At 68.0% G+C, this 20,711-nt stretch carries 17 protein-coding genes and 1 pseudogene; 10 read left to right on the top strand and 8 right to left on the bottom strand.

Annotated features, from left to right (window positions below; all coding sequences use genetic code 11):
• Positions 1-32 precede the first annotated feature (32 nt).
• Positions 33-884, bottom strand: a complete 852-nt coding sequence (locus ACTJKY_RS08920) for a fumarylacetoacetate hydrolase family protein (RefSeq protein ID WP_440845529.1) — start codon at positions 882-884, stop codon at positions 33-35.
• Positions 885-1,086: 202 nt separating this feature from the next.
• Here ACTJKY_RS08920 and cobT point away from each other — a divergent pair, with 202 nt between their 5' ends.
• Positions 1,087-2,916 (top strand): cobaltochelatase subunit CobT, encoded by a 1,830-nt coding sequence (gene cobT / locus ACTJKY_RS08925; protein WP_440845531.1) that lies wholly within the window; start codon positions 1,087-1,089, stop codon positions 2,914-2,916.
• Positions 2,917-2,920: 4 nt separating this feature from the next.
• A complete protein-coding gene (locus ACTJKY_RS08930; RefSeq protein WP_440845532.1) occupies positions 2,921-3,181 on the top strand; it encodes a ribbon-helix-helix domain-containing protein in 261 nt (86 codons plus the stop codon).
• A 146-nt stretch (positions 3,182-3,327) separates the two neighbouring features.
• Here the strand turns inward: ACTJKY_RS08930 and ACTJKY_RS08935 are convergent, their stop codons facing one another.
• Complete coding sequence (locus ACTJKY_RS08935; protein WP_440845533.1) at positions 3,328-4,284, bottom strand: alpha/beta hydrolase; 957 nt, start codon at positions 4,282-4,284, stop codon at positions 3,328-3,330.
• A gap of 362 nt (positions 4,285-4,646) precedes the next feature.
• Between ACTJKY_RS08935 and ACTJKY_RS08940 the strand changes: the two genes are divergently transcribed.
• The 4 genes from ACTJKY_RS08940 to ACTJKY_RS08955 all read left to right on the top strand — a co-directional run bounded on the left by ACTJKY_RS08940 (position 4,647) and on the right by ACTJKY_RS08955 (position 9,492).
• Complete coding sequence (locus tag ACTJKY_RS08940) at positions 4,647-7,022, top strand: TonB-dependent receptor (protein ID WP_440846312.1); 2,376 nt, start codon at positions 4,647-4,649, stop codon at positions 7,020-7,022.
• A 140-nt stretch (positions 7,023-7,162) separates the two neighbouring features.
• Positions 7,163-7,846 carry a Fe2+-dependent dioxygenase gene (locus ACTJKY_RS08945; RefSeq protein WP_440845534.1) on the top strand — a complete coding sequence of 228 codons (684 nt, stop codon included), beginning with the start codon at positions 7,163-7,165 and terminating at the stop codon, positions 7,844-7,846.
• Positions 7,847-7,891: 45 nt separating this feature from the next.
• Positions 7,892-8,443 carry a hypothetical protein gene (locus tag ACTJKY_RS08950; protein ID WP_440845535.1) on the top strand — a complete coding sequence of 184 codons (552 nt, stop codon included), beginning with the start codon at positions 7,892-7,894 and terminating at the stop codon, positions 8,441-8,443.
• 59 nt (positions 8,444-8,502) lie between these two features.
• The gene (locus tag ACTJKY_RS08955) at positions 8,503-9,492 is read left to right on the top strand and encodes a hypothetical protein (RefSeq protein ID WP_440845536.1); all 990 of its coding nucleotides are present in this window, start codon (positions 8,503-8,505) and stop codon (positions 9,490-9,492) included.
• On the opposite strand, the gene cobS is transcribed toward ACTJKY_RS08955, so the two are convergent.
• Positions 9,489-10,493 (bottom strand): cobaltochelatase subunit CobS, encoded by a 1,005-nt coding sequence (gene cobS / locus ACTJKY_RS08960; protein WP_084584531.1) that lies wholly within the window; start codon positions 10,491-10,493, stop codon positions 9,489-9,491. The two genes, ACTJKY_RS08955 and cobS, sit on opposite strands and share 4 nt — an antisense overlap.
• 73 nt (positions 10,494-10,566) lie before the next feature.
• The gene (locus ACTJKY_RS08965; RefSeq protein WP_440845537.1) at positions 10,567-11,247 is read right to left on the bottom strand and encodes a winged helix-turn-helix transcriptional regulator; all 681 of its coding nucleotides are present in this window, start codon (positions 11,245-11,247) and stop codon (positions 10,567-10,569) included.
• Between the two features lie 79 nt (positions 11,248-11,326).
• On the opposite strand from ACTJKY_RS08965, the gene ACTJKY_RS08970 reads away from it, so the two are divergent.
• Both ACTJKY_RS08970 and ACTJKY_RS08975 read left to right on the top strand, forming a co-directional pair.
• The gene (locus ACTJKY_RS08970) at positions 11,327-11,758 is read left to right on the top strand and encodes a VOC family protein (RefSeq protein ID WP_440845538.1); all 432 of its coding nucleotides are present in this window, start codon (positions 11,327-11,329) and stop codon (positions 11,756-11,758) included.
• 28 nt (positions 11,759-11,786) lie between these two features.
• Positions 11,787-12,566, top strand: a complete 780-nt coding sequence (locus ACTJKY_RS08975) for a VOC family protein (RefSeq protein WP_440845539.1) — start codon at positions 11,787-11,789, stop codon at positions 12,564-12,566.
• A 71-nt stretch (positions 12,567-12,637) separates the two neighbouring features.
• Here the strand turns inward: ACTJKY_RS08975 and ACTJKY_RS08980 are convergent.
• Positions 12,638-12,919 (bottom strand): annotated as a pseudogene (locus tag ACTJKY_RS08980) (endonuclease domain-containing protein); the annotation flags it as partial.
• Positions 12,920-13,155: 236 nt separating this feature from the next.
• Complete coding sequence (locus ACTJKY_RS08985; protein ID WP_440845540.1) at positions 13,156-13,767, bottom strand: J domain-containing protein; 612 nt, start codon at positions 13,765-13,767, stop codon at positions 13,156-13,158.
• Between the two features lie 35 nt (positions 13,768-13,802).
• On the opposite strand from ACTJKY_RS08985, the gene ACTJKY_RS08990 reads away from it, so the two are divergent.
• A complete protein-coding gene (locus ACTJKY_RS08990) occupies positions 13,803-14,087 on the top strand; it encodes a BolA family protein (protein ID WP_093298168.1) in 285 nt (94 codons plus the stop codon).
• On the top strand, positions 14,084-14,524 hold the full coding sequence (locus tag ACTJKY_RS08995; RefSeq protein WP_440845542.1) for an NUDIX hydrolase: 441 nt from the start codon (positions 14,084-14,086) through the stop codon (positions 14,522-14,524). Before ACTJKY_RS08990 ends, ACTJKY_RS08995 begins: the two co-directional genes overlap by 4 nt.
• Positions 14,525-14,708: 184 nt before the next feature.
• On the opposite strand, the gene ACTJKY_RS09000 is transcribed toward ACTJKY_RS08995, so the two are convergent.
• Together ACTJKY_RS09000 and ACTJKY_RS09005 are read right to left on the bottom strand one after the other, a co-directional pair.
• Positions 14,709-19,331, bottom strand: a complete 4,623-nt coding sequence (locus ACTJKY_RS09000; RefSeq protein WP_440845543.1) for an NAD-glutamate dehydrogenase — start codon at positions 19,329-19,331, stop codon at positions 14,709-14,711.
• A 103-nt stretch (positions 19,332-19,434) separates the two neighbouring features.
• Positions 19,435-20,703, bottom strand: coding sequence for a PAS domain-containing protein (locus ACTJKY_RS09005; protein WP_440845545.1), 1,269 nt, complete (start codon positions 20,701-20,703; stop codon positions 19,435-19,437).
• Positions 20,704-20,711 lie beyond the last annotated feature (8 nt).

A 20,711-nucleotide genomic window follows, 5' to 3' on the forward strand; every position in this document is an offset into this window, starting at 1 on the left:
GCGGGAGGGGGATTTAGAAGAAGGGGAGGGGCTCAGTCGTTGAACGCCCCAAGATCGAACGCGATCACGTCCTGCCGCTGGGTGCCGAGGCCGGTAATCCCCAGCTCCATCACGTCGCCGGGCTTGAGGAAGATCTTCTCCGGCTTCTGGCCCTCGCCGACGCCCGGGGGCGTGCCGGTGATCAGCAGGTCGCCGGGGTGGAGCGTGATGAAGCGGCTCATGTACGCGATGCATTCCGCCACCGGGAAGATCATCGTCGACGTGTTGCCGGTCTGCATGCGCTTGCCGTTGAGGTCGAGATACATGTCGAGCGCCTGGCAGTCCGCCACCTCGTCCGGGGTGACCAGCCACGGGCCGACCGGGCCGAAGGTGTCGCAGCCCTTGCCCTTGTCCCACTGGCTGCCGAGCTCCTTCTGGAAGGCGCGCTCGGACACGTCGTTGGCGAGCACGAAGCCCGCGACATGGTCCAGCGCGTCGGCCTGGTCGACATGGCGGCAGGTCTTGCCGATGATCACGCCCAGCTCGACTTCCCAGTCGCTCTTCTGCGAGCCCTTGGGGATCATCACCGGATCGTTCGGGCCGGTGAGGCACGAGATCGCCTTGGTGAAGAAGATCGGCTCGGGCGGCGGCTCGAGGCCAGCTTCGCGGGCGTGATCGGCATAGTTGAGGCCGATCGCGAGGAACTTGCCGATATTGGCGACGGGCACGCCGAGGCGGACATCGCCCTCGACCAGCGGCAGCGTGGTGGGATCGACCGCGCGGATCCGCTCGATCACGTCGACGGTCAGGTCGGGCACCAGGCCGGTCAGGTCGCGGATGCGGCCCTCTGCGTCCAGGATGCCGGGCTTTTCGCCCCCGCGCGGGCCGTAGCGAAGCAACTTCATGCAAGCGTCCTCATTCAGGAAAGACAGACGATTGCGCCCTAGCGCGGGCCGGCGCCCCGCCAAAGCGGGATTTGCCGATTTGTCGGATAAAGGGACCGGGGCAGGGGACAGCCCGATCCAATCCGCAGTGTCGCACCTGCCCGCTGGGCCACCTCGTGCCCGCCTTCCTTGACTTCTGCCCGATGCGGCGCATGTGGGAGAAATGGCGCAGGACAACCCTCTCGACCGGCTTCGCGACGTGCTCGCGGGCACCGCGCGCGCGCTTTCGGGTGCCGACGAACTCGAATTCGGCTTCACCGCCGACGCGCCGTTCCAGAGCGGCAAGACGATCAAGGTGCCCGCGCCCTCGCGCACGCTGCCGCCCGAGCAGATCGCCGAGGCGCGCGGCTTTGCCGACAGCTTCGCGCTGCGGATGCGGCACCACGATGCGAACCTCCACGGCCGCACCGCACCCCGCGAGCCGGTCGCCCGCGCCGTCTACGACGCGATCGAGGGCGCGCGGGTCGAGGCGCTGGGATCGCGCGGCTATGCCGGCATCACCGACAATCTGGAGCATGCGCTGGCGATGCGGCTGCGCTCCGATCCGATCGGCCGTGCCCGCACCCGCGACGAAGTGCCGCTGTCGACCGCGCTGGGGCTGATGGTGCGCGAGCGGCTTACCGGCCGCGAATCGCCGTCGAGCGCGGCGCTCGGCCTGGCGCTGGTGCGCGACTGGATCGAGGAGAAGGCGGGCGCCGATCTCGACGCGATGGCGATGGCGATCGACGACCAGAACGCCTTCGCCGCGCTCGCCGCCAAGCTGCTCCAGGATCTCGAGCTGACCGAAGGCGAGATGGTCCCTGACGAAGCCGATGAAGGCGGCGGCGAGGAGGAAGGCCAGGAAGAGCAGCAGGAGCAGGGCGAAGAGGCAGGCGAGTCCCAGCAGCAGCAGGGCGAGGGCCAGACCGAGGCGCGCGGCGAGCAGCGCGAATCCGACCAGGGCGAGGAAGGCGACCAGGAGCAAGAGTCCGAAGGCATGGACGACGGCGACGGTGAGCCCGGCGACGACGGCGACGAAGGCATGATGCCCGTCCGCCCGAACCGCCCGTGGAGCGACCTGCCGCCGAGCTTCGAATACCGCGCCTACACTACCCAGTTCGACGAAGTCGTCGCCGCCACCGATCTGTGCGACACCGACGAGCTGGAGCGGCTGCGCTCCTATCTCGACCAGCAGCTGGTGCATCTGCAGGGTGCGGTGACCAAGCTCGCCAACCGGCTGCAGCGCCGCCTGATGGCGCAGCAGAGCCGTAGCTGGGATTTCGACCAGGACGAGGGGCTGCTCGATGCGGCGCGGCTGGCGCGGGTGGTGGTGAACCCGATGCAGTCGCTCAGCTACAAGATCGAGCGCGATACCGAGTTCAAGGACACGGTGGTGACGCTGCTGATCGACAACAGCGGATCGATGCGCGGGCGGCCGATCTCGATCGCGGCGATCAGCGCGGACATTCTGGCGCGTACGCTGGAGCGCGTCGGCGTGAAGACCGAAGTGCTCGGCTTCACCACCCGCGCCTGGAAGGGCGGCCAGTCGCGCGAGAAATGGCTGGGCGAGGGGCGCATCGCGCAGCCCGGCCGGCTCAACGATCTGCGCCACATCATCTACAAGCAGGCCGACGAGCCGTGGCGCCGCGCCAAGAAGTCGCTCGGGTTGATGATGCGCGAGGGGCTGCTGAAGGAGAATATCGACGGCGAGGCGCTGCTCTGGGCGCATAGCCGGCTGATCGCGCGGCCCGAGGATCGCAAGATCCTGATGGTGATTTCGGACGGCGCGCCGGTCGACGATTCGACGCTGTCGGTGAATTCGGGCTCGTACCTGGAGCGGCATCTGCGCCAGGTGATCGGCTGGATCGAGGCGCGCTCGCCGGTGGAGCTGGCGGCGATCGGCATCGGCCATGACGTGACCCGCTATTACAGCCGCGCGGTGACGATCATGGATGCCGAGCAGCTTGCCGGCACGATGGTCGAGCAGCTGGCCGCCTTGTTCGATACCGAGTGACGCGGTGGCGCTGGAGATCACGGCGCCGCCGGGGGGCTTTCACGGGCCGGTGAAGCGCTCGATCACCATCGCCGGGCACCCGACCTCGATCAGCCTGGAGCCGATCTTCTGGGCGGCGCTGGAGGCGGCGGCAGTGGACGCCGCGCTGCCGCTGAGCGCGCTGGTCGCGGCGATCGACCATGCACGGATCAGCGCGGAGGATCCGCCGAACCTGGCGAGCGCGATCCGTACGTGGCTGATGGCGGAGGTATCCCCTCGTCAATGAGCGTATCCTCCCCCTGGCGGGGAGGTGGCCCGCGCAGCAGGTCGGAAGGGGAGGTTGCCAGAACCTCGCCGGCCGGCGTGCTTCCTCCCCCTCCGTCAGGCCTTCGGCCTGCCACCTCCCCCTGGCGGGGGAGGATAGGGTGGTCCTTACGCCCCGGCCTTGATCCAGTCGTGCATCGTCATCCAGCGGACGAATTCGTCGAACCAGCCGGTGCTCGTGGTCTTCTTCGGGTACATGCCGAAGCCGTGGCCGCCCTGCTCGAACAGGTGGAACTCCACCGGCCGCTTGGCGCCGCGCCAGCTGTCGATCAGCCCGAAGCCGGTATTGCCGAACAGCGGATCGTCGGCCGCGAGCGCCACGAACAGCGGCGGCGCGTCGGCGGGGACCTGGAAGGTGGTGAGCGGGCCGTAGATAGTGCCGATAAAGGCGGGCTTGGCATCCTGCCCGTCAAGCGCGGTCGCCAGCGTGAGCATCGCGCCGGCCGAGAAGCCGACCATGCCGATCCTGTCCGGCTGGACATGCCATTCGCCCGCGCGCTTGCGGACCAGCGCAAAGGCGGCGCGGGCATCGGTTACCTGAGTCGCAATGCCCGCCATCATCGCCTTGGGATCGGCAGCCCGCGGCGGGCCGCCGCCGCCGCCGGCGAAGCGCGCCTTCATCGCGGCCTCATAGGCGGCGAGATCCTGCGGCGTCTGGTTGAGTCGGTATTTCAGCACGAAGGCGGCGACCCCGTGCGCGGCGAGCGCCTTGGCGACATCCCAGCCTTCATTCTGCATCGAAAGCGAGGTGAAGCCGCCGCCCGGCGCGACGATCACCGCGGTGCCGTTCGCCCTGGCGGGATCGGGCAGGAACGGGGTGAGCGTCGCGACCGTCACGTTGCGGGCGAACACGCTGCCATATTGGCTGTGCCAGCTCTCGGTCGCGGTGGCGCCGGGCAGCGGGCCGGTGCCGAGTTCGATTGCCGACGGCTGCGCTGGCGTGGCGATGACCGCCATCTTGTCGTTCTGCGCAAGCGCCGGCAGCGGTGCCGCGAGCAGCGCTGCCAGGGCGAGACTCAGGCGCAGCACAGATGTGGGCCGATACTTCAACCGATGTGAATGCATCCGATCCTCCCCAATAGTTGCTTTTATCCAGTATCCGCGCGCGAATGCTGTTTGTCCAACAATTAAGTGGGCCATCGGCGCGATATTGATGCCATCCTCTAAAGAAATATATCCGATAAATAAGGGCGAAAGGAGGAGCGGAGACATCTGAAACCTTGCAGGTCCTTGCCTGCAGTTACCGAGATTACTCTGTCCAGAGGTGCGGGCCGGGCGGCATGCGTGCGGGCCAACCCGCGAAGCGCCACACAGCTGCAATGTTTATGCAAATCGCTCGCAATCGCATTGACAATGCGAATTGGTCGCAATAGGCGCAGCCGTAACGACGTTCAAAGGGGATTTACGTGAATCGCACTTCCGCGAAGATGGCCAGCGCGCCGGCATTCGTTGCACTGGCCTGTGTGGGCTTTCTCGTCTCGGCACCGGCCCAGGCCGACGACAAGCACCCGAACGATGGCACCACTACAAGCGCCACGTCCGACGACTCCGCGCAGGATCGCGACACGATCATCGTCAACGGCCAGCCCTATTCGCCCCACCAGCAGTCGCCCAAGGCGACCCGGCCGGTGCGCGACACGCCGCAGACCATCACCATTCTCACCAACGAAGTGATCGAGCAGCAGAACCTGCTCACCCTGCGCGACATGCTGTCGACCGTGCCCGGCATCACCTTCGGCGCCGGCGAAGGCGGCGGCGGCTATGGCGACTCGATCAACCTGCGCGGCTATTCGGCCAATACCGACATCACCGTCGACGGCATCCGCGACAGCGCGCAGTACACCCGTACCGACCCGTTCAACCTCGAACAGCTCGAAGTCGTCAACGGCCCGAACTCGGCACAAAATGGTGCGGGCTCTGTCGGCGGCTCGATCAACATGGTCACCAAGAAGCCGCAGGCGAATACCCGCATCCTCGCCTCTGGCGGCATCGGCACCGATAATTACTATCGCGGCACGGTCGATGCGAATGTGCGCGTCAACGATCTGATCGCCTTCCGCCTCAACGCGATGAAGCACGACAACGACGTGCCCGGCCGCGACGTAGAAAAGATGAAGCGCTGGGGCGTCGCTCCGGCGGTGACGATCGGCATCGACAGCCCGACCAAGCTGACCCTGCAATATCTCCACCAGGAAGACCACAACACGCCGCAATATGGCGTGCCCTATTTCTCGGTCGCAGGCGGTTCTTTGCCGGGCGTGAGCCGCTCCAGCTATTACGGCTTCCGCAACGTCGACACCCAGGAGAGCAATGTCGATCAGGCGACCGCGACCTTCGAGCATCACTTCAACGACCGGGTGACGATCCGCAACGTCACGCGCTGGCAGGACGTGACCCAGCACAGCATCGTCGATCCGCCCCAGGGCACCTGGTGCCTGGCGAACGGCCTGACCCCCACCGGCACGCCGTGCACCGTCGCCTTCACCGGCGCGACCACGGGCACGCTCACCGTGCCGGCCGGCTATTACTATGCCTCGGGCCCGCGCGGGAACACTCGCAACACCCGCAACCAGCTTGCCTATGACCAGGTCGACCTGATGGCGCGGTTCAACACCGGCTTCATTGAGCATTCGGTCACGCTCGGCACCTCGGCGAGCTGGGAGAAGTTCAACCTCTCCACCGGCAACGTGCTGCGCAATGCCGACGGCACCAGCCCGTTCCTCTATTACCCGCTGATCAGCATCACCAACCCGAACGCGGTGGTGGCAGGTCCGGCGGCAGCGAGCGGGATCGCGCGCACCTATGGCAGCAACGTCTATACCGGCCCGATCAACTTCATCGAAAGCGCGCGGCAGACCGGCGAGCTGACCAACTATGCCGTCTATCTGTTCGACACGATGAAGCTGGGCGAGCACATCGAGATCAATGGCGGCCTGCGCTGGGAGTCGAATGACGGCAGCTACCGCGCCGACACCGTCTCCACCACGACGGCGACGCTGGGCCAGGTGACGCCGGGTACCACCTTCTACAACAGCGACAAGCTGTTCTCCTACCGTGCGGGCCTGGTCTACAAGCCGGTCAAGGCGATCAGCCTCTATGTCGCCTATGGCAATTCGAAGACGCCGTCGAAGACCTCGGTCAACGGCTCGTGCACCGCGCTGACCTGCAACGTCGATCCGGAAACCGCGCGCAACTATGAAGTCGGCGGGAAGGCCGAAGTGTTCGGCGGGCGCCTGCTGCTCACCGCGGCGGTGTTCCGCAACGAGCGCACCAACTACAAGGTGGCGACCGGCGATCCGCTGGTCCCCGAGCAGCAGCTGGACGGCAAGTCGCGCGTTGATGGCATCGCGCTCGGCGCCGTCGGACAGATCACCAAGGCCTGGTCGGTCACCGCCAACTACACCTATCTGGACAGCACGGTGCTGCGCGGCATCGCGAAGAACAGCCCGGCCGGCACGATCGACTATGCCAAGAATGCCGAGCTGCAATATACGCCGGACCATTCGGGCAGCCTGTTCACCACCTATCGCCTGCCGATCGGCCTCACGCTCGGTTACGGCGTGACCTATCAGGGCAAGGCGGCGCTCACCCTGCCGGCGGCGGGCGCTCCCCAGGTGTTCTACAGCCCCGCTTATTGGGTGCACAACGCGTTCCTCTCCTACGAGATCACCCGTGCGCTGACCGCGCAGGTGAACGTGAAGAACGCGACCGACTCGCTCTACTACACGCGTATCCGCAACAATGGCTGGGCGATGCCGGGCGACGGCCGCTCGGCGGTGCTGAGCCTCAACTACCGCTTCTGATCGCGAAGGCCGCGATCCCTCGGCCCCTTCCGGTGCATGCCGGGAGGGGCCGCTTCTTTTCTCCGCCCTTGATCTGGCGCATGTCCCGCAGACCGCGGGCCGATCACAGGGCAGGATGTTTCCCGCGCAGGAGTGTGTGCATGTTGATCCCGATCCCCGACCTGCTCTCGCCCGCCGATCTTGCGCGCGTGCGTGCGCTGGTAGACGCGGCGGAATGGGTGGACGGCAACGTCACCTCGGGGCCGCAGGCGGCGCTCGCCAAGCGCAACGAGCAGCTGCCGGAGACCCATCCGGCCGCGCGCGAGGCGGGGGCGATCATCCTGGATGCGCTGGCACGCTCGCCCCTGTTCATCGCCGCGGCGCTGCCGCTCAAGATCTTCCCGCCCTTGTTCAATCGTTATGCCGGCGGCCAGAATTTCGGGCTGCATGTCGACAATGCCGTGCGCATCCAGCGCGGCAGCGAGTTCCGCGTGCGTTCGGACCTGTCGATGACCGTGTTCCTCGAAGACCCGCAGGCCTATGAGGGCGGGGAACTGCTGATCGAGGGGCTGTTCGGCGCGCAATCGGTGAAGCTGCCGGCGGGGCACGCGATCCTCTATCCATCGTCGAGCCTGCACCGGGTGACGCCGGTGACCAGCGGCGCGCGCGTCGCGAGCTTCTTCTGGCTCCAGTCGATGGTCCGCGACGACGGCGCCCGGCGGATCCTGTTCGACCTCGATCGCTCGATCCAGGGCCTGGTCGGCGAACTGGGGCAGGGTCATGCCGAGGTGGTGGCGCTGACCGGCGTGTACCACAATCTGCTGCGGCGCTGGGCGGACGCGTAAGGGGTCAGCCGGCAACGACAAGAGCGGTGCGAACGTTGTGCCGCCATGCCGGCCGATCCTCCCCAAACCGCCACCGTCGTCACCAGCCGCGCGATCCGCGCCGGGCACGAGCAGGATTTCGAGCGCTGGGCGGCGGCGCTGGGCGACCTGGCCGAGGCCGCGCCCGGCTATCGCGCGGCCATCCGGCTTGGCCAGACCGCCGGCTTCCAGCATCTGCTGTTCCGCTTCGATAACGGTGCGACCGCCGAGGCATGGCATGACAGCGACGCGGTGCGCGCGCATGTCGCCGTCGCCGATCGCTGGTCCACGGCGCTGCGCCAGATCCAGACCGGCGACCGGATCGCCTTTGACCTGCCGAGCGATGCAAGTGCCAGCAAGTGGAAGCGCTTCGTCACCACCTGGCTGACGGTGTTTCCGGTGCTGCTGCTCGTCAGCCTGGGCGTGCGCACCGTGCTGAAGGACGTGCCGCTGCCGCTGCAGCTGCTGCCCTCCTCGTTGCTGCTGACCGCGACGCTGCAATGGATCATCCTGCCGCGGCTGCAGCGCTACACCCGCTTCTGGCTGCTGCAGGACCGTTCGGGCACGCTGAAGACCTGAGCGCTGCGGATCGGCGCGGAACCTGCTATCCAAGGCTGCCATAGCTTTGGGGAAAGCCGATGACCGCCGCACCGTTTGCCGTCCGCCGTTCGGATCTGGGGACGCGGCTCCTGCCGATCCTGGTGCTGGCCGTGGCGGGATGGGCGGTGCGCAGCCCCATCGCGGCGGCGCACCCGCTGGTCGCCGGGCTGCTGTTCCTGTGGATCGCGAGCGACAGCCGGCTGCTGTCGCTGATCGCACGCGCGCCGCGCCGCCGCCCTGCGCCGCGGCAGATCGTCGCCGGGCTCGCGCTGGCCGTGTTCGCGGTGCTGGTCGCTGCGCCGACGGTGGTGCGGGAGGCGCTGCTGCGCCTGCCCGTGCTGGCGGGCGCGATGGCGATCGTGCTGGTCGTCCATCTCGGCTGGGGCGCCTGGGTCGCCTGGGGCCGGCTCCGGACGAGTGCGGAGGCGCGCTGGGTCGCGGCCCTGTCCGAGCTGTTGCCGCCGCAGCTCGTCCGGCTCGCGGCCGCCGAACTCCGCTTGCTCCATCTCGGCCTGTTCCGCTGGGGCGCGGCGCCGGACGTGCCGGACGGGTGCCAGGGCTTTGCCTATCATCGGCACCTGACGCCGATGGCGGTGACGCTGCTGGCGCTGCAGGCGATCGAGGTTGCGATCCACCATCTGCTGCTCGCCCAATGGAGCGCGTTCGCCGCCTACGTCCTCTTCGTGCTGAGCGATGTCGGGCTGATCTACATGATCGCGCTGATCAAGTCGTTCCGCCTGTGCCCGGTGCTGCTGACGCCGGAGGGTGTGCGGGTGCGCGCCGGGCTGCTGATCGACCGATTCGTGCCCTATGGCGCGATCGCAAGCATCGAGACCAGCTTCGATTCCGCGCTGGTGAAGGACAAGGCGACGCTCAACGCCGGGCTGCTCGCCTGGCCGAATCTCGTGCTGCGGCTGGATGCGCCGCTACCCGGCAGGCGCCCGCGTACGGCCATCGCCTTCCGCCTCGACGATCCCGAGCCGTTCGTCCGCGCGCTGCGCTGGCGGCTCGGGACCAATCCCGTTTAGGCGCGACCGACCACGCTCTCCGGCAGGTCCTTGCCGAAGACGCGCTGGTAATATTCGGCCACCTGCGCCCGCTCGGCCTCGTCGCACTTGTTGAGGAACGACAGGCGGAAGGCGAAGCCGATATCGCCGAAGATCAGCGCGTTCTGCGCCCAGGTGATCACGGTACGCGGGCTCATCACGGTCGAGATATCGCCGTTGATGAAGCCTCGGCGGGTGAGCTCGGCCACGCGGACCATGTTCTCCACCGTCTCCTTGCCGCCCGGCTTGTCGTACTCGCCGGACTTGGCGAGCACGATCCGCGCCTCGGTGGCCGCCGGCAGATAATTGAGCGTCACCACGATGTTCCAGCGGTCCATCTGGCCCTGGTTGATCTGCTGGGTGCCATGGTACAGGCCGCTGGTATCGCCCAGGCCCACCGTGTTGGCGGTGGCGAACAGGCGGAACCATGGGCTCGGGCGGATCACGCGGTTCTGGTCGAGCAGGGTCAGCTTGCCCTCGGTCTCCAGCACGCGCTGTATCACGAACATCACGTCCGGGCGGCCCGCGTCATATTCGTCGAACACGAGCGCGGTTGGGGTCTGCAGCGCCCAGGGCAGCAGGCCTTCGCGGAACTCGGTGATCTGCTGGCCATCCTTGAGCACGATCGCGTCGCGGCCGATCAGATCGATGCGGCTGATATGCGCGTCGAGGTTGATGCGGATGCACGGCCAGTTGAGCCGCGCCGCCACCTGCTCGATGTGGCTGGACTTGCCGGTGCCGTGATAGCCCTGGATCATCACGCGGCGATTGTGGGCGAAGCCGGCCAGCACCGCGAGGGTGGTGTCCGGATCGAACACATAGGCGGGGTCCAGATCGGGCACGCGCTCGTCCGCCTCGCTGAACGCGGGGACTTCCATGTCGATGTCGATCCCGAACAGGTCGCGCACCTTCACCATCTTGTCGGGCGCGTCGAGGATCGTGGAGTCCCGGCTGTCGGGCAGGGTGTTGGGGATGTCGGCCATATTAAATCCTTCAGTCGCACCGGACCTAGTGGCTTGTTTGCCGCACTGCAACCGCATGTCCGAAGGGGATGGTTCAGCCGCCGATCTTCGGCGGCAGCAGGAACAGGGCGGCGAAGGCGGCGGCACGGGCCAGGTCGCCTTCGACAACGAACCTGCCCTCGGCGAGTGCCATGGGCAGCGGCATGGTGCCGAACAGCACCGGCAGGAAGTCATTGGGTTCGCCGACGAACACCGCCTCGGTATCGGCGAGCGTGCCCCGGTCGATCGCCAGCGCACCATCGTGCACGGTGACGCGATAGGTTTCCTCGCCGAGCCGGAAGCCTATCCTGCCCGCCCAGCCTGCCGCCTTGTCCGGCAGCAGCAGCATGCGCAGCGCGAGCATCAGCGAGACGCGGGAGAAGGGCAGCGAGGGATCGTGCCGCGGCGATCGCAATGCCCAGCGGCCCATCGCCATCACCACCGGCTCCGCCTCATAGCCCCAGGGCGTGAGCGCATAGACCTGTACGCTGGCCGGCGGCGGCAGCTTCTCGCGCACGACGATCCCGTCGGCCTCCAGCCCCTGCAGCCGCTGGGTGAGCACATTGGCGCTGAGCCCCGGCAGCCCGGCGCGGATCTCGCCGAACCGGCGGGCCCCGAGCAGCAATTCGCGGATGATCAGCAGCGCCCAGCGCTCGCCGACGAACTCCAGGGCGAGGGCGGTGCCGCAGGCATCGTCATAGCGGCGTTTGGGTTTGGTTATATTTTCTAACTTCACGGTTGTTTTTTAGGATCAGACGCGGCACGAATCAAGCAGGACGCGACTCGAAAGTCGTGCCCGAACGGGAGAGACAGCAATGCCGAACGCTGTGTTCGTGAACCTGCCGGTGACAGACGTACCGCGCGCGACCGCCTTCTACGAAGCGATCGGTTGTACGAAGAACCCCCAGTTCAGCGGTCCGACCGCGAGCGCGATGGTATTCTCGGACACGCTTAGTTTCATGCTGCTCCACCGCGACTTCTTCCAGACCTTCACTCCGCGCGCCGTCGCCGATGCGACCAGCACGACCGAGGTGCTGATCGCGCTGCCGCTCGATGATCGCGCGGCTGTCGATGCGCTGGTGGAGAAGGCGATCGCCGCTGGCGGCGCGGGGGACATCCGCCCGGTGCAGGACATGGGCTTCATGTACGGCCGCACCTTCACCGATCCCGACGGCCATATCTTCGAGCCGTTCCACATGGACATGGCAGCAGCGGCCGCCGCGATGGCGCAGGCGGAGCCGGCCTGAACGGGCTGACGACAGGGGAGAGCGAGACGTGACCAATCGGCAGGGCGAAATCATCTGGTACGAACTGATGACGCGCGATGCGGACAGGGCTGCGGCCTTCTATGGCGCGGTGGTCGGCTGGCAGGTCGGCGCGCCGCCGCCGGGCGGGCCCGATTACCGGATGATCGTCGCGCCGGACGGCAATGCCGGGGGCATGCTGCAGCTCGATGTCGCGATGCTGGCAGCGGGGGCGAGCCCGACCTGGCTCGCCTATTTCGGAGTCGACGATGTCGATGCGCGCGTCTCGTCGATCGTCGGCGAGGGCGGCAAGGTGATGGTGCCGGCCTGGGACGCGGCCGGCGTCGGGCGGATCGCAATGGTCACCGATCCGCAGGGCGTGCCCTTCTACGTGATGCGCGGCGCGACCGAGGGGGCGACCAGCACCGTCTACCAGCGGAACGGCGTGGGCCATGTCGGCTGGAACGAGCTGTTCGCGCCCGATAGGGACGCGGCACTCGGCTTCTACCATCGCCAGTTCGGGCTTACCCGCATGGGCGGCATGCCGATGGGGGAGATGGGCGAATACAGCTTCATCGGCCATGAGGGCGGCGAGCCCATGGGCGCGATCATGCGCTGCCCGCCGGGTGCCAAGCCGGGCTGGAGCTTCTACATCCGGGTCGAGGATGTCGACGCGGCGAAGGTGCGGGTCGAAAGCGCCGGCGGGACGGTGATTAACGGGCCAATGGACGTGCCCGGCGGCGAGCGCGTGCTCCAGGCGGTGGATCCGGATGGCGCGACGTTCGGGCTGGTGAGCGGAGCCGGCGCATAACGAAGGCGTGCGGTTTCGAGGATGCGGCGGAGGACGCCGTCGAGATTGTGGAGCAGGGCGTCGGCGGGGATGCGGCGCGTGGCGATGCCGTTGGCGGCGAGCCAGGCGTCGCGGCGAGCGTCGTCCTGGGGGTGGTCGCCATGGGCATGGCCTGTGCCGTCCAGTTCGATCGCGAGACGGGCGCGGGCGCAGTAGAAGTCGAGGACATAAGGGCCGGCTTGATGCTGGCGGCGGAAATGAAGGCCTTCGGGGTCGCCGCGGAGGTGGCGCCAGAGGCGGCGCTCGGCGGGCGACATCTCGCGGCGGAGCTTGCGGGCGAGGCTGCGGGTGCGCGGGGTTCCACGAAGGCGCATTTGGGCGAGTCCCTGCCATTGGGGTCGGGCGGAGGATGTCGTATTTTTTAGAACGAATAAAGAACAACTTTCGCGGCAGGCCCCCTCCACCACCGCCTTCGGCGGCGGTCCCCCTCCCCCGCTTCGCGGGAGAGGAAATGGCAAGGAGACTAGCGTTTCCTCCACCGCGATAGCGGGGGAGGGGGACCGCGCCGCGCTAGCGGCGTGGTGGAAGGGGGGCTCCCCCCGGCCCAAACTCAAGCGAAGGCCGCCGACCCCTTCAACTGCTGATACGCCGCGATCACCCGTTGCAGCCGCGCCTCATGGCTGCGGTCGCCGCCGTTGCGGTCCGGGTGGAACTTCCGCACCAGTTCCGAATAGCGTTTGCGCAGCGTCGTGCGGTCGCAGTCGATCTCCAGGTCGAGCACCTTCAGCGCATCGCGATCCGCGCCGGAGAGCGGCCGCCCGTCCTTGCGCTCGCCGCGATCCTTCATCCGATCCCGGAACCGCGCGCCGATCGCGTCGAGCGGGTCGGCGAAATCGGCCCAGCGCGGCGGCACGTCGGGATTGGCGCTGAACACGCGCGTCTCGCGCTCCCAGCCGGAGATCGGGCGCTGTGCCTCCTGGATTTCGTCGGGGCTCATCCCCGAGAAGAAATTATAGCCCGAGTTGAATGCGCGGACATGATCCAGGCACAGCCAGCGGAATGGCGGCGGCCCGTCGAAGCCGCTGCGCGCGCCTTCCAGCGGCGGCGCGCGGAATTCGCCGGCGGCATTGCAGCCCGGCTCTGCGCACAATCTCCCCTCCGCTTCCACGCGACCGTGGAAACGGGCATTCGGACGATCCTTTTTCGGCGGACGGCTAGCCACGCGACTCCCTCGAACAAACCGCCTATATAGGCGCGATGACCGACCTCGCTACTGGCCCCCTGGCCGATCTTATCGCCGATCGCCTGCGCACCGCGCTCGCCCCGTCGCAGCTCCATGTCAGCAACGACAGCGCCCAGCATCGCGGGCATCTGGGCGACGACGGCACCGGCGAAAGCCACTTCACCGTCACGATTGAAAGCCCCGAATTCGCCGGGCTCAACCGCGTCGCCCGCCAGCGCAAGGTGAATCACGCGCTTGCCGACCTGCTCGCCACGCGCATCCACGCGCTGGCGATCAAGGCGACCGCGCCGGGCGAATGAGCACGCGTGTCGCGCGCCCCGCGGCGCGGATCCTGCTGCTCGACGGCGCGAGGCGCGTGCTGCTGTTCCGCTTTGATCCCAGCGACCGGCCGCCCTTCTGGTGTACGCCGGGCGGGGCGGTCGATCCGGGTGAGAGCTACGAGGCCGCTGCACGGCGCGAGCTGTGGGAGGAGACCGGCATCCGCGCCGATCCCGGGCCGGAGGTCACGCAGCGCGTCGTCGAGTTCGTGACAATCGAGGGCGTGCCGGTGTGGGCCGACGAGCGCTATTTCCTGGTGCGAACCGAGGTGGAGGCGATCGAGACCGGCGGGCATACCGCGCTGGAGCAGCGGGTGATGCGCGGCTGGCGCTGGTTCACCCGCGAGGAGATAGCCGCGCATGGCGAGGCTATCTTCCCGGAGGATTTGCTGGAGATGCTGGCAGCGCTGGAGGCGTAGCGCCTTCTATTCTCCCCTCCCGCTTGCGGGAGGGTGAGTGCTGGAAGCGCAGGCTTTGCTGGAAGAAGGAGGGCTGCGGCGGTGCAGCCTCTTTGCAGCGTGTCGCCTGTCACCCTCACGCACCCTCCCCTAACCCCTCCCGCAAGCGGGAGGGGGACTTAGAAGAAGCAGAGGGACTGCAGGGTTACTCCCTACCGAGCAGTACCCGGGCCTGGCCGGCGATCTGGGCGAGCATCGCCGCATTCGGCACTGCCGACTGCCGCGCACGCCGCACCAGTGCGCTGAACTGGTCGACGCGGGCGCGGTGCTCGGCGAGCCATGCGTCCACCGTCGCCTGCGGATCCTGCCCCTCGACGCGGCCGAGGAAGTCCAGCCGCAGCTGCTGGAAGTCGCGGGCGAGGCCGGCGATCAGCAGGCGTTCCCACACATCGCCGGTGGTGATCCGCGCCGCGGTCGCCTGCGCCCAGTCGAGCCCCAGCGCCTGGCCGAGCGAGGTGAAGGCGCGGGTGAGCACCACCTCGTCGATGCCGCGCCGCTGGCCGAGATCGGCAAGGCCGATACAGCCGTCCAGCTCGAACACATGGACCACGCGGTCGACCAGCTCGGCCGGTGCACCCGCCGTGGTGAGCTTGCTGCAGATCCGGTCGGCCTGGGCGCGCACTTCGGTGAGCATCAGCCCCTTGGCCTCGCGGCCCAGCGCGTCGATGCCCGGCTGCAGCCGCGCAATGACTTCGGCGGGGCTGGCGCCCGGGCGGGTGATGCGCAGCAGATCGGCGATCTGGCCGCGTACCGCCACCGCCAGCTCGTCGAGCAGCGCGACGCGGGCGCCTTCGCTGATCTCGGCGGTTTCCACCGCTTCCCACAGCGCCGGCAGGCCGAGCAGCCGTTCGGCGACGACGAACATCGCGGCGATGTCGCGCATCGAGGCGCCTTCTTCCTCGGCCAGCTCGAACGGGTGGAGCACGCCGAGGCGGTTCACCACGCGATTGGCGAGCTTGGTCGCGACGATTTCGTTGCGCAGGCGATGCTCGTCGATCGCCTTGCCGAAGCGCTCCTGCATCGCCTTCGGGAAGGCAGCGTGGAGATCGCCGACCAGCGCGGCGTCATGGCCCAGGTCGCCCTGTTCGATCGCGTCCTGCAGCGCCAGCTTGGCCGAGGCGAGCAGCACCGCCAGCTCCGGCCGGGTGAGCCCGCGGCCTTCCTGTGCGCGGCGCAGCAGGTCCTCGTTCGAGCCCAGGCCCTCGACATTGCGGTCGAGGCGACCGCTCGCTTCGAGGATCTCGATCACCCGCACATAGCTGGGCAGATCGAGCGCGCCGTCATTCTCCATGAAGGAGAGCGCCAGCGTCTGGAGACGATTGTCCTCCAGCACCAGGTGCGCCACGTCGTCTGTCATCGACACGAGCAGCGCGTTGCGGTCCTCGAAGCCGAGCCGGCCTTCGATCATCTCGCGGTTGAGCGCGATCTTGATGTTGACCTCGTTATCCGAGCAGTCGACGCCGGCCGAATTGTCGATGAAGTCGGTGTTGAGGCGGCCGCCATTGCGCGCGAACGCGATACGCGCCGCCTGGGTCACGCCCAAGTTCGCGCCTTCGCCCACCACCTGCGCACGGACCTGTTCGGCATTGATGCGGATACGATCGTTGGCGGGATCGCCCACCTCGCCGTTGCTCTCGCTCGCGGCCTTCAGATAGGTGCCGATGCCGCCGAACCACAGCAGCCCGACGCGCGCCTTGAGGATCGCGATCATCAGCCCGTTGGGATCGATGCTGTCGACGTCCAGGTCGAGCAGCGCCTTGACCTGCGGGCTGAGCGGGATCGACTTTTCGGTGCGCGGGAACACGCCGCCGCCCTCGGAGATGAGGTCGGGGTTATAGTCTGCCCAGCTCGAGCGCGGCAGTGCGAACATCCGTGCGCGCTCTTCCCAGCTCTTCGACGCGTCCGGGTTGGGATCGAGGAAGATGTGGCGATGGTCGAAGGCCGCGACCAGCTTGATCGTCTTGGACAAGAGCATGCCGTTGCCGAACACGTCGCCCGACATGTCGCCCACGCCCGCCACGGTGACCGGCTCCGACTGGATGTCGGTGCCCATTTCCAGGAAGTGGCGGCGCACCGAGACCCAGGCGCCCTTGGCGGTGATGCCCATCGCCTTGTGGTCGTAGCCGACGCTGCCGCCCGAGGCGAACGCGTCGCCCAGCCAGAAATTGCGCTCGATCGCCAGCGAATTGGCGACGTCCGAGAAGGTCGCCGTGCCCTTGTCCGCCGCGACGACGAAATAGGGATCGTTGCCGTCGAGGATCGTTACGCCCTCGGGATGGACGACCTCGCCCGCGACGATGTTGTCGGTGATCGAGAGCAGCGCACGGATGAAGATGCGGTAGCTCTCGGTGCCCTCGGCCAGCCAGGCGTCACGATCGACGGCGGGCGAGGGCAGGTGCTTGGGATAGAAGCCGCCCTTGGCGCCGGTCGGCACGATGACGGCGTTCTTCACGCGCTGCGCCTTCATCAGGCCCAGGATCTCGGTGCGGAAGTCGTCGCGGCGATCGGACCAGCGCAGGCCGCCGCGGGCGACCGGACCGGCGCGCAGGTGGATGCCCTCGACCCGCGGGCTGTACACCCAGATCTCGCGCCAGGGGAGCGGGGCGGGGAGGCCCGGTACCTTGGCCGAATCAAGCTTGAACGCCAGCGCTTCGGCACCCCCGGGCGCGAAGGCGTTGGTGCGCAGTGTGGCGAGCACCACGCCCTTGAACAGGCGCAGGATGCGATCGTCGTCGATGGCGCTGACCTGGGCGAGGCCCAGATCGATCGCACGGTGCGCATCTTCGATTGCTTCGGCATCGCCGCCGCGTGCAGGATCGTGCGCGGCTTCGAACCGCTCGACCAGCGCCGTGGCGACCAGCGGCGCGCGGCGCAGCGCGTCGACCACGGTGCCGAGGCCGTAGAGCATGCCGGTCTGGCGCAGATAGCGGAACCAGGCGCGCAGCAGCACCACCGCAGACGGGCTGAGGCCCGCTTCTACGATCAGCCGGTTGAACAGGTCGTTCTCGGCGCGGCCTTCGAGCACCGCGGCCACCGCCGCCTCGACGGTCGCTGGATCCTGGTCCAGCATCGTGCTGGGCGTCGCCGGCTCGACCTTGAAGTCGTGGATGAAGGCGCCGTTGGTCAGCTCGGTCGGTACTTCCTCGAGCACGCGGAAGCCGAAATTCTCGAACGCCGGCACCGCATCGGACAGCGCCAGCGCACCGCCCAGTCGGTACAGCTTGATCCGGTATTTGCCCGGCTCACCCTGCAGCGGCACGATCCGCACCGAACGGGCATGCTCGTCTTCGAGCCCGCCGATCCGCACCATGTCCTGCGCGGCTTCCTCCGGGGTGTGGGTGAGGCGGTAGACATCCGGGAAGGCGTTGGCGAGGCGCAGCGACAGGCGGGCGGCGCCGCTGCCGGCGATCTCGCCGAGGCAGGCTTCCACCGCCGGGGCCCAGCCGCGCACCATGCGGGCGATGCGCGCGTCGAGCTCGTCCTCGTCGGGCATCGTCGTGTCGCCGCGCAGGTCGAGCGTGTAGCGCAGCTGCGCCAGCACGCCGTCTTCCAGCGCGATCGACCAGTTGATCATCTTGGCGTGCGCGGCCTCGGTCAGCATAGTGCCGATCGTCTCGCGGTGACCGGCGGCGACCTGCTCGCGCGGCAGCCAGACAAAGGCGAACAGGTGGCGGCCCAGCGTGCTGCGCACCAGCACCAGCTTCGAACGCGGGCGATCCGCGACCGACATCGCGGTGAGCACCAGGCTCTCCAGCGCTTCCAGGTCGAAGGCGGTGGTCAGGTCGTGCGGCAGGCCGGTCAGGGCATGCGTCATCGCCTTGCCGGTATGGCCCGAGGGATCGAAGCCGAACTTCGATTCGAGCATCTCCAGCCGGCCGCGCAGCATCGGCACCATCGCCGGGGGCGTGTTGAGCGCCTGGCTGGTCCACAGCCCGTAATGGATCGACAGGCCGGTGACTTCCTGCCCGGTCATCAGCGGCGTGACGACGATGTCGAGCGGCACGCGGCGATGCACGGTGGAGGTGGCGTTCGACTTCAGCAGCAGCGGAATCTCGCCGCCCATCTCGAAATAATCGACCGCCAGCTTGCGCGAGGTATCGGCGAGCAGCGGCACTTCATGCGTGTAGCGGGCAAGGCCGACCTGGTCGGTGCTCTCGCCGCCGACCGACCATTTCTCATGGCCGAGCAGCGTCATCGCATCGTCGGCGAACCAGCGCAGCAGCGCCTCGCCTTCGCGCGAAGGGACGCGGGCGCCGTCGATCGACAGCGCCTGCTGGAGTGGGCGCCAATCGGAGACGACGTCGCGGACATGCTCCAGCACGCGCTCGATCTCGCTGGTCAGCGCGCGGCGGGTACGGGCGTCGGCGCGCTCCATCTCGATGTAGATCATCGACTCGGGCGAGGCATCCTTCGCCTTTTCGCCGATATCGGACACCACGCCCTTGGCGTCGCGCTCCACCGGCAGGATCGGGTGGATGATGCGGAAGATGCTCAGGTCGAACGAGGCGATCGCCGCCGCGATCGAATCGACCAGGAACGGCATGTCGTCGTTGATCACGGCGAGCCGCATCTTGCGGCTGGCATCGTCCTGATAGGTTTCTAGATTGAGCCGCACGGTCTGCGGCGGGCGTTCGGCCGCCGTCTCCGCGACGAACCGCGCCACTTCCGTGCGCTCGGCGTCGTCCAGTCCTTCCAGCTCTCCGGGCAGGGCACCTTCGAAGATCCGATCCTCAAAAGCCTGCATGATCTTTTTTTCTAGGTTCTTCATGGATGCGGCTATGCTCCCGGGCGAAGGCCACCTCAAGTCTGGAAAAACCGGGAGGAAAGGCGCAGAAGCGCCCTCCGCCGCCGTAAGACTCAGGCAGTGAGGCTCAGGCCGCCGCGCGGCGGACGGCGCGGTCGGTCAGCTGTGCGTCGTCTTCCAGCTTGGCGATGATATCGAGGCCCTGGTCGCCGGCGCGGGCCAGCAGCAGCACGAATTCGGCCTGTCCCGGCGCGATCGCCACGCGGGCGAGCGGCGGCCGCTGGCGCAGCGCTTCGACGGCGCGGGCGAAGGCGGCCGGGCGGCGCTCGCCGGCCACCGAGGCGCGCAGTTCGCGCTCGGCTGCGACGACACCCTTGATCCCGCCGGGGGTGATTTCGAGGAACGCGTCGAGCCCGTCCGCCGGCACCGCCAGCCGCCGGGCATGGGTAAGCACGGCGGCGAATTCAGCCAGCCGCGTCTTGTCATAATCCGCACCGAAGACGAGCTTGGCCACCGGCGTCATCGGCGCGCGCGCCTGGGCGGCGATCCCCGCCTCGGCGAGCAGCGCGGCATAGCCCTCCGCGTCCTTCTCGGCGGCGATCGCGAAGCCATAGGCACGATCGAGCGCGCGGTAGAGCGCCACGCGGCCGCGCAGCTCCGAGGCGCGGGCGGCGGCGGCCGACTCGCGGGCGAGCATCAGCTGGTCGGCGAGCGGCGAGGCGAGTTCGGTGCGCGGCAGCTCCGCCGTGGCGGGCGAATCGAAGCCGGCGCTGGGGCCGTCGGCCCAGACCGACTGGGTCGGTGCGGGATGCGGCACCGCGCGGCGCGAGGCCTCGATCTCGGCATCGAGTCGCGCCTGCATCTCGGCGTCGACCACTTCCTTCCAGTTGATCACGCCGTAGATGAAGTCGATCGCCTCCGGGTTCGACGCGAACGGCATCAGGATGCCGCGATAGAACATCTGGTGGCCGCGCTGGCCGACGAACTCGGCTTCGAAGCCGATTGGGGCGCGGTTGGCGATGATCTGGAGATAATGGTCGGTGAGGCGCGAAAGCAGCGAGCGGCTAGGCACTTCGCCGACATGGGCGATCGGCCCCTCGATCCCGCATTCCTCGCGCAGCGCGGTGCCGAGATAGCGGATCGCCGGGTTCTCGATGCCGGCGGTGAAATCGAGCAGCACGCTGTTCGGGCCGAAATCGGCGATGTTCTCGGGATCGAGATCGTGAATCGCGGGGTAGGGGCGGCCGCGCAGCAGCGAGACCCAGTGGTTATAGGCGCGCACGTGCATCCGCCGCTCGTCGCCGCCGATCGCCACGGGACGTTCGTCGATCGCCTCGTCCGCCACGATCACGGGCTCGGGTTCCGTCGGACGATTGATGCCGCGAGCCATGTTCATGCGGATGC

Origin of the sequence: Sphingomonas sp. 22176 (assembly GCF_052045505.1) — a bacterium.
Taxonomy (GTDB): domain Bacteria; phylum Pseudomonadota; class Alphaproteobacteria; order Sphingomonadales; family Sphingomonadaceae; genus Sphingomonas.

Bases quoted from the DNA above. Each gene is read 5' to 3' on its own strand.
- ACTJKY_RS08955 (WP_440845536.1), top strand. From the start codon at position 8,503: ATGACCGCCGCACCGTTTGCCGTCCGCCGTTCGGATCTGGGGACGCGG.
- ACTJKY_RS08995 (WP_440845542.1), top strand. From the start codon at position 14,084: ATGAGCACGCGTGTCGCGCGCCCCGCGGCGCGGATCCTGCTGCTCGAC.
- ACTJKY_RS08950 (WP_440845535.1), top strand. From the start codon at position 7,892: ATGCCGGCCGATCCTCCCCAAACCGCCACCGTCGTCACCAGCCGCGCG.
- cobS (WP_084584531.1), bottom strand. From the start codon at position 10,493: ATGGCCGACATCCCCAACACCCTGCCCGACAGCCGGGACTCCACGATC.
- ACTJKY_RS09005 (WP_440845545.1), bottom strand. From the start codon at position 20,703: ATGAACATGGCTCGCGGCATCAATCGTCCGACGGAACCCGAGCCCGTG.
- ACTJKY_RS08920 (WP_440845529.1), bottom strand. From the start codon at position 884: ATGAAGTTGCTTCGCTACGGCCCGCGCGGGGGCGAAAAGCCCGGCATC.
- ACTJKY_RS09000 (WP_440845543.1), bottom strand. From the start codon at position 19,331: ATGAAGAACCTAGAAAAAAAGATCATGCAGGCTTTTGAGGATCGGATC.
- ACTJKY_RS08990 (WP_093298168.1), top strand. From the start codon at position 13,803: ATGACCGACCTCGCTACTGGCCCCCTGGCCGATCTTATCGCCGATCGC.
- ACTJKY_RS08970 (WP_440845538.1), top strand. From the start codon at position 11,327: ATGCCGAACGCTGTGTTCGTGAACCTGCCGGTGACAGACGTACCGCGC.
- ACTJKY_RS08945 (WP_440845534.1), top strand. From the start codon at position 7,163: ATGTTGATCCCGATCCCCGACCTGCTCTCGCCCGCCGATCTTGCGCGC.
- ACTJKY_RS08935 (WP_440845533.1), bottom strand. From the start codon at position 4,284: ATGCATTCACATCGGTTGAAGTATCGGCCCACATCTGTGCTGCGCCTG.
- cobT (WP_440845531.1), top strand. From the start codon at position 1,087: ATGGCGCAGGACAACCCTCTCGACCGGCTTCGCGACGTGCTCGCGGGC.
- ACTJKY_RS08940 (WP_440846312.1), top strand. From the start codon at position 4,647: ATGGCCAGCGCGCCGGCATTCGTTGCACTGGCCTGTGTGGGCTTTCTC.